The 6,882-nt window shown below is 73.1% G+C and carries 8 protein-coding genes and 1 rRNA gene; 6 read left to right on the forward strand and 3 right to left on the reverse strand.

Features of this window, described 5'->3' with window-relative positions; all coding sequences use genetic code 11:
• Positions 1 to 129: 129 nt before the first annotated feature.
• From CKY47_RS33345 to CKY47_RS33360, 4 genes are read left to right on the forward strand one after another with little or no spacing between them, the layout of a single operon-like run.
• On the forward strand, positions 130 to 2,016 hold the full coding sequence (locus CKY47_RS33345) for a DNA/RNA helicase domain-containing protein (protein ID WP_371320780.1): 1,887 nt from the start codon (positions 130 to 132) through the stop codon (positions 2,014 to 2,016).
• 52 nt (positions 2,017 to 2,068) lie between these two features.
• A complete protein-coding gene (locus CKY47_RS33350) occupies positions 2,069 to 2,695 on the forward strand; it encodes a hypothetical protein (protein WP_306750336.1) in 627 nt (208 codons plus the stop codon).
• 7 nt (positions 2,696 to 2,702) lie between these two features.
• Positions 2,703 to 3,674 carry an ImmA/IrrE family metallo-endopeptidase gene (locus CKY47_RS33355; RefSeq protein ID WP_306750337.1) on the forward strand — a complete coding sequence of 324 codons (972 nt, stop codon included), beginning with the start codon at positions 2,703 to 2,705 and terminating at the stop codon, positions 3,672 to 3,674.
• A 4-nt stretch (positions 3,675 to 3,678) separates the two neighbouring features.
• Entirely contained in the window at positions 3,679 to 4,323 is a 645-nt protein-coding gene (locus tag CKY47_RS33360; protein WP_306750338.1) for a class I SAM-dependent methyltransferase, read from the forward strand.
• Here CKY47_RS33360 and CKY47_RS33365 read toward each other — a convergent pair.
• Positions 4,290 to 5,090: an NAD(P)H-binding protein gene (locus CKY47_RS33365; protein WP_306750339.1), complete on the reverse strand. Its 801-nt coding sequence runs from the start codon at positions 5,088 to 5,090 to the stop codon at positions 4,290 to 4,292. The two genes, CKY47_RS33360 and CKY47_RS33365, sit on opposite strands and share 34 nt — an antisense overlap.
• An 88-nt stretch (positions 5,091 to 5,178) precedes the next feature.
• Here CKY47_RS33365 and CKY47_RS33370 point away from each other — a divergent pair, with 88 nt between their 5' ends.
• Positions 5,179 to 5,514, forward strand: a complete 336-nt coding sequence (locus tag CKY47_RS33370) for a nucleotide pyrophosphohydrolase (protein WP_306750340.1) — start codon at positions 5,179 to 5,181, stop codon at positions 5,512 to 5,514.
• Position 5,515: 1 nt separating this feature from the next.
• Here CKY47_RS33370 and CKY47_RS33375 read toward each other — a convergent pair whose 3' ends face one another.
• Positions 5,516 to 5,656, reverse strand: a complete 141-nt coding sequence (locus tag CKY47_RS33375) for a hypothetical protein (protein WP_306750341.1) — start codon at positions 5,654 to 5,656, stop codon at positions 5,516 to 5,518.
• A 146-nt stretch (positions 5,657 to 5,802) separates the two neighbouring features.
• Between CKY47_RS33375 and CKY47_RS33380 the strand changes: the two genes are divergently transcribed.
• Positions 5,803 to 6,753, forward strand: coding sequence for an NAD(P)/FAD-dependent oxidoreductase (locus tag CKY47_RS33380; protein WP_306750342.1), 951 nt, complete (start codon positions 5,803 to 5,805; stop codon positions 6,751 to 6,753).
• A gap of 57 nt (positions 6,754 to 6,810) precedes the next feature.
• On the opposite strand, the gene rrf is transcribed toward CKY47_RS33380, so the two are convergent.
• Positions 6,811 to 6,882: ribosomal RNA gene (gene rrf / locus CKY47_RS37230) — 5S ribosomal RNA — on the reverse strand; the annotation flags it as partial.

Genomic DNA, 6,882 nt, shown 5'->3' on the forward strand with positions numbered 1-6,882 from the left:
CGCGGTGACGTGACGCGGCCGTTCCGGGGCGCGCTACCCTCCACACGCGGCCCGCCGGGCACCGAGCGCACGCTCGTCGCTGCCCCCACCCGCACGTGTATTCCGCGTGCCCAGGTGGGGGATCAACCAGTGGCTCTCGTGCGCCGCAGTGCGCAGCAACTGCTCGACATGCGCGATCGACTGCACACCCTGCTCGAAGAGCAGGCCCGCATCCGGTTCGAGTCCGGGATCGGGGCGGCCGAGGTGCGGTCGTGGCAGAACAGCCTGCCCGCGTTCCTGACCGACGTCGTGGACGCCGGGCTCGGGCACGTCGAGGTGCTGCTGGAGCACAAGCTCCCGCACAACCCCAAACGGGTGGACGTGGTCCTGTGCGGCACGCACCCGCGCCGCGGCACCCCGTCCTACGTGCTGGTGGAACTCAAGCAGTGGTCCAACGCCGAGCCCGCGGGCGACGACCTGGTGCGGGTGCCGCACTACCCCGAACCCGTCCTGCACCCGGTGGAGCAGGTGCGCAGGTACTGCCACTACCTCGTGGACTCCACCCCGTCGCTCGCCGAGCAGCCCGGCGCGGTGCACGGCCTCGCCTACCTGCACAACGCGCTGGAATCGGGTGTCTGGCGACTGTCCCGGTACGAGATGGACGAGTACGGCCACCTGTACACCATGGACACCCGCTCCCGGTTGGTCGACCGGCTGCGCGCGCTCCTCGACACCGATCCGACCACGCGGGACGCCGCGAACCGGGTCGCGGACGACCTGCTCAACGCCCGGCACGCACCCTCGAAGCCGCTCCTGGACCTCGCCGCGCGGGAGATCCAGGAGCGGGAGCAGTTCGTGCTGCTCGACGAGCAGCAGGTCGCCTACAGCTCGGTCCTGCAGGCGGTCGAGCGCGCCCGGACGAACCGGACGCAGACCGTGGTGGTCGTGCTGGGCGGACCGGGTTCCGGCAAGAGCGTGATCGCGTTGAGCCTGCTCGGGGAACTGGCACGACGGGGCCGCAGCGCCTACCACGCCACCGGTTCCAGCGCGTTCACCAACACGATGCGCAAGGTGGCCGCCAAGCGCGCTCCTCGTGTGCGGAGCATGTTCAAGTACTTCAACGACTTCATGGTCGCGGAGCAGCGCGGCCTGGAGGTCCTGATCTGCGACGAGGCCCACCGCATCCGGGAGACCAGCGTCAACCGGTACACCAGGGCCGAGGTCAGGGAGCGCGCCCGCCGCCAGGTGGTCGAGTTGATCGACGCGGCGTCGGTGCCGGTGTTCCTGCTCGACGAGCACCAGGTCGTGCGGCCCGGCGAGATGGGGTCCCTCCAGGAGATCACGGCCGCGGCCGAGGCCCTCGGCTGCCGGGTGGAGGTCGTGCACCTCGCCGGCCAGTACCGCTGCGGCGGTTCCGAGTTCTTCGACGCCTGGGTCGCCGGTCTGCTCGGGATCGGCTACCGCCGGGCGACCCCCTGGTCGGAGTTGGTCACCCGCGAGGACGAGGACTTCGTCGTGCGCTCCGCCGGCTCACCCGCCGATCTGGAGGCGTGGCTGCTGGCGCAGCGGTCGGAGTTCCGCGGCACAGCCCGGTTGGCCGCCGGCTACTGCTGGCGCTGGAGCGACCCGGTGGTGGTGGACGGCACCAAGGCGCTCGTCGACGACGTGGAGATCGGGGACTGGCGACGCCCGTGGAACGCGAAACCGGACAAGCGCGTCCCCGACGCACCCGAGTCCCACTACTGGGCGAGCGACGAACGCGGCTTCGGTCAGGTCGGCTGCGTCTACACGGCGCAGGGCTTCGAGTACGACTGGGCGGGCGTCATCTTCGGCCCCGACTTCGTCCGCCGGGACGGCCGGTGGGTCGCCCGCCGCGAGCACTCCCACGACCCCGCGGTGAGGAAGGCCCCGGAGGAGCACTTCCACAGGCTCGTCAGGAACACCTACAAGGTGCTGCTGACCCGCGGGATGCGCGGCGTGTGCGTGTACTCGACCGACGCCGAGACCCAGGAGTACCTGGAGCAGCTCGCGCGCTGAGCCGCCCCCGACGGCCGCCGGGATTGTCGGTGCGCGGGATTAACCTGCACGTATGACGACGTCGAACGCCACGGAGCTGACCGCGGACCACCACGCGCGGCTCGCCGGGCTCGGGCTGCGCGTCGACCACCTGGACGAGGCGATCTGGGCCGGGGTCGACGCGAGGCTGAGCGCACCGCCCCTCGGCCCCACCAACGGGGCCGGCCTGCTCGACTGGGTCCACCGGGTCGGCCGGCTGCGGGAGGTGCTGGTGGCCGAGGGCTGGACGAAGGTCGACAAGTGGAACGCGGGGCTCGTGCAGCACCCGTCCAAGCCGGTCGTGCTGGGCACGCTCCAGGGCAACCGCAGCACCGGCAACCCCCTCGCCCCGCTGCGCAGCGACTACGCCAAGGGTCCCGCCATCGCGGCCATGATGCGCGGCAACGACCACGACCAGCTGTCGTTGTTCGACTCGTTCCACGCGCACGAGTGGAAGCTGTGGTTCCTCGTCACCTACGTCGTGCAGGAGGACGAGCGGACGACCGTCCTGCGCGAGGTGTCGCAGCCCGAACCCACGCCGCAGGGCCAGGTCGTGGACCGGTGGGCGCACCGCATCACGTTGCCGCCGCTGGAGTTCGGCCCCCTGCCGCCCATGAGGGCGGCGCACGAGGTCGACGTCCCGGTGAGGGTGCGAGAATGACCCGATCATGCTCACGCCCTCCCGCCTCGTCCTCGCCCGCACCCGGCGCGGCCTCACCGCGGCGGAGTTGGCGCGCAAGGCGGGCGTGGCGGGTGTCGCCGACTACGAGCAGGGCCGACGACGGCCGAGACCGGCCACGACGCTGAAGCTGGCCGCCGCCCTGGGGTTCCCGGCCCCGTTCCTGGAGGGCGACGAGGTCCCGCACGTCGACCCGGGTTTCACCGGCGACGGGCCCGACCGCGCGAGGGCCACCGCCGCCGCGCGCCTGGCGCTCGGCTTCGCCGGCTGGCTCGACGCGCGGTTCGCGCTCCCCGAGCCGGACGTGCCGACGTGGGAGCACCCCGACCCGGAGACCGCGGCCACGATGCTGCGCGCCCGCTGGGGCATGCCGCACCGACCCGCTCCCACCATGGTCCACCTCCTCGAGGCCCACGGGGTGCGCGTCTTCTCCCTGCCGCCCGACTGCGCCGGCGCGGGCCCGTTCTCCTTCCGCCACGCCGGCACCCCGTTCGCCTTCCTCGACCCGGCCGACGCCCGCGACGCCGCCGCGCGCGAACTCGGCCGCCTCACCGGGACGAGCGACCCGCACGCGTTCGCGCGCGCCTTCCTCCTCCCCCGGGCCGCCCTCCTCGCCTCGGTGCCCCGCAACCCGGTCACCGAGCAGGTCCGCGCCCACGCCGCCACCTGGGGCGTCGCGCCCCTCGCCCTCGCCCACCGCCTGCACGACCTGGGCCTGCTCACCTCCGGCCGGCACACGACCGTCTGCGCCAACCTGGCGCGCGACCACCACCCCGCCCGGCACGAGACGTCCCAGCTGCTCACCAAGGTCTTCACCGCCCTGCGCGCCCGCGGCACCACCCCGCACCACGTCGCGCGCCACCTCCACCTCGACGTGGAGGAGCTGAACGGCCTGCTGTTCGGCCTCGTCCTCACCGCCTTGCCAGGCGGGCGACACCTCACCCCCGTCCCCAGGAGGTAACACCGTGGACCAGCCCCTCACCGCCGCCGAGCTGTTCGACTCCGTCGGCCGCGGCTACGAGGACGCGTTCGGGCGTCCGCCCGCCGTCGACGCCGCCGTCCGGACCCTCCTCGACCGCCTCCCCGCCGGGGCCCGCGTCCTCGACGTCGGCAGCGGCACCGGGCGTCCCGTCGCCGAGGACCTGACCCGCGCCGGCCACCGCGTGGTCGGCGTCGACGTGTCCCGGGCCATGGTCGACATCGCCCGCGAGCAGGTCCCCGGCGCCGAGTTCGTGCACGCCGACATCCGCACGTGGGACACCGACGAGCGCTTCGACGCGGTCTGCGCGTTCTTCCCGTTCCTCCAGATGACCCGCGCCGAGGTCGAGGACGTCCTGGCCAGGCTGCACGGCCGGCTCGAACCCGCGGGCCTGCTGGCGCTGATCACCGTGCCCCTGGACGTCGAGGACCTGGAGGTGCCCTTCCTCGGGCACACCGTGCGCCTGACCAGCTTCGCCACCCCCGACCTGCTGCGACGCGTCGAGAACGCCGGGTTCACCGTCGTCGAGACCCGCGCCACCGTGTTCTCCCCGGACAGCGAGGGCCAGCCCGACGAGGAGCACCTGTTCGTGCTCGCTCAGGCCCAGGAGCCCGCCGCCCCCTTGGCGTAGTCCTCGAACGAACGCGCCTCCCGCCCCAGCACGGACGGCACCCCGTCGGACAGCGCCGCGTCGTGCCCGTCGCGGATCGCGGTCAACGACATCGTCAACACCTCCGCGTACTGCGGCGAGAGCCCGCCGCCGACCAGCATCGGGACGAACTCGGCGGGCGGCACGTCCACCACCCGGGCCGCCCGCCCCGACACGTCGCCCAGCACCGCCAACGCCTCCTCGAACGACAGCGCCCGCGGACCCGACAGCTCGTGCACCGCCCCCGCGTGCCCCTCCTGCGTCAACGCCGCCACGGCCACGTCCGCGATGTCCCGCGCGTCGACGAACGGGTGCGCCCCGTCCCCGCCCGACGGCAGCACCACCTGCCCCGCCGCCACCTGCGGCTGGAAGAAGTCCTCGCTGAAGTTCTGCGAGAACCACGCCGGCCGCAGCACCACCCAGTCCACACCGGACTCCCGCACGGCGCGCTCGCGCCCGTCGTCCGGCGAGATCCCCCGCGCCGACAGCAGCACGATCCGCCGCACCCCCGCGTCCACGGCGACCGGCACGAACGCCGCCACCTCCGCGTCGTCCAGCGTCGTCGGCGGCGGCACCAGGTACACCGCCGTCGCACCGTCCACGGCGGACCGCCACGTCGACGGGTCGTCCCAGTCGAAGCGGACCCCCGCGCCCCGGGACGCGGGACGGTGCTCGACACCGCGTTCGGCGAGTGCGGTGGTGACGCGACGACCGGTCTTGCCGGTGGCTCCGATAACCAGGATTGTCATGCGGCAAGCCAACCAAGGCGCCGCCCGGTGGACCATCGTCCAGCGTCTGCGACGCATGTCCGTGCGTCCATGTGATAGCCCTGCGGGCATGAACAACCTCGAAGACCTCCGCGACGCGCTGCGCCGCTTCGCCGCCGCCCGCGACTGGGACCGGTACCACACGCCCAAGAACCTCGTCATGGCGTTGTCCGGCGAGGTCGGCGAGCTGACCGACCTGTTCCAGTGGCTCACCCCCGAGGAGGCCGCCCGCGCCATGGAGGACCCCGAGCTGGCCTGGAACGTGCGCGACGAGCTGGCCGACGTCGTCCACTACCTCGTGCGGCTGGCCGACAAGCTCGACGTGGACCTGGTCGAGGCGGCGTTCGCCAAGATCGAGCGCAACGAGCGGCGCTTCCCCACGAGCTCGTTGAAACCCGTCGAATGACCTACAGGTAGGTCAACAACAGCAGGACCAGGGCGATCAGCAGGATCAGCGCGAACAGCGCCGCCGCCCAGGCCGGGTCGGTGGGCGGGCGCGCACGGGCGTGCCTGCCCCCGTGTCTGCGTCTGCGCGATCGCCACGGCACCGCTGCCTCCTCGCCCCGCTACCCGCTGTCCACGCCGCTACCGTAGGGACGGACCGCGAGCGCCCGGCTCTGCGTCACCCGCACGCCCCAAGGGTGTCGCCCGGTCAGCCCTCTCGTCCGCCGGAACGTGACGATTCGTCGAGGAAGTGATCATCGTGGGTGTCGTCGTGGTAGGTGCGGGCATCGCCGGGGTGGCCTGCGCCCGCGCGCTGGCCGACAGCGGGATCGCCGTGCGCGTCCTCGAACGCGCACCGGTCGTCGGGGGCCGGATGGCGACCAAGCGCTACGGCGGTCGGCGGGTCGACATCGGCGCCGGGTACTTCACCGTGTCGGACGACCGGTTCGCCGCCGTGGTGACGCGCTGGCAGGGGGCCGGCCTGGCCCGGGAGTGGACCGACACGCTCGCCGTGCACTCGGCCGGCGGCGTCTCGCACACCACCGGTCCCGTGCGCTGGGCCGCCTCCGGCGGGCTCCGGTCCCTCGTCGCGGACTTGGCGTCCGGCCTGGACGTCGTGACCGGGCACGCCGTCGAGTGGGTCGGGCCGGGTCCCCGCGTCGACGACACACCGACCGACGCGGTCGTCCTCGCCATGCCCGGACCGCAGGCGCTGCGCCTGCTCGACCTCCGCCTCGGCGGTGCGCGCACGGCCGCCCGGGCGCAGGACTGGCTGCCGTCGCTCGTCGCGACCTTGGAGTACCCGACGCGCGACTGGGCGCCGTTCCACGGGGCGTTCGTCAACGACGACCCGGTGCTGACGACGCTGTTCGACGACGGCAGCCGCCGCGGTGACGACGCACCGGTGCTCGTCGCGCACACCGGGGACGCGTTCGCCGGGCAGTACGTGGCCGCAGCGGCCGCAGCGGCCGAGGACGTCGAAGCAGCTGTCCGCGACCTGCTCCACCTGTCGGAAGCCGCCGTGCGCGTCCACGTGCACCGGTGGACGTTCGCCCGGCCCGCCACCCCCGGCACGGCCACGTTCCACCTGGACGACGACCTGATCGGCATCGCCGGCGACGCGTGGGGCTCACCGAAGGTGGAAACCGCCTGGCTGTCGGGCACCCTGCTCGGCGAAGCCCTTGCGACCCGACTCCGCTGATGAGCACGCAAAAGCCCCGAGGGGCGCTTCGACTGAAGCGCCCCTCGGGGAAAGAATGTTCGGCGGCGTCCTACTCTCCCACACCCTCACGAGTGCAGTACCATCGGCGCTGGAAGGCTTAACTACCGG

Origin of the sequence: Saccharothrix longispora (genome assembly GCF_030852425.1) — a bacterium.
In the GTDB taxonomy this organism is placed as follows: domain Bacteria; phylum Actinomycetota; class Actinomycetes; order Mycobacteriales; family Pseudonocardiaceae; genus Actinosynnema; species Actinosynnema longispora.

Excerpts from the sequence above, each read along its gene's own strand:
- CKY47_RS33365 (WP_306750339.1), bottom strand. The coding sequence starts at position 5,090 with ATGACAATCCTGGTTATCGGAGCCACCGGCAAGACCGGTCGTCGCGTC.
- CKY47_RS33370 (WP_306750340.1), top strand. The coding sequence starts at position 5,179 with ATGAACAACCTCGAAGACCTCCGCGACGCGCTGCGCCGCTTCGCCGCC.
- CKY47_RS33350 (WP_306750336.1), top strand. The coding sequence starts at position 2,069 with ATGACGACGTCGAACGCCACGGAGCTGACCGCGGACCACCACGCGCGG.
- CKY47_RS33355 (WP_306750337.1), top strand. The coding sequence starts at position 2,703 with ATGCTCACGCCCTCCCGCCTCGTCCTCGCCCGCACCCGGCGCGGCCTC.